The organism is Aeromicrobium phragmitis, from assembly GCF_003674095.1.
GTDB lineage: Bacteria > Actinomycetota > Actinomycetes > Propionibacteriales > Nocardioidaceae > Aeromicrobium > Aeromicrobium phragmitis.
In genome coordinates, this window is the sequence record NZ_RDBF01000314.1 from 1 (window position 1) to 273 (window position 273).

Annotated in this window: 1 pseudogene; it reads left to right on the forward strand. The window is 64.5% G+C overall.

Annotation, left to right across the window (positions count from 1 at the left end):
- Window positions 1-273 (forward strand): annotated as a pseudogene (locus D9V41_RS18230) (HNH endonuclease signature motif containing protein); the annotation flags it as partial.

Sequence of the window (273 nt, forward strand, 5' to 3'; positions counted from 1 at the left end):
AGCTCGACCGCCAAGTCGTCTCCTACGCTGCCACGCACACCACCGGCGAACTACGCCAGTGGATGCGGCGGTTCATCGCCCGCGTCGAACCCGACGAAGTCGAGAAACGCTACGAGGACATCGTGGCCGAACGCTCAGTCACGATCCACCATGATGAGGACGGCACCGGCAGCCTGTATGCCGAGAACCTCCCGTCGTATGTGTTGGCGGGGATCGATCAGCGGCTCGACCACGCCGCCAAGACCGCCACCGACGATGACCGGACGATCGCTC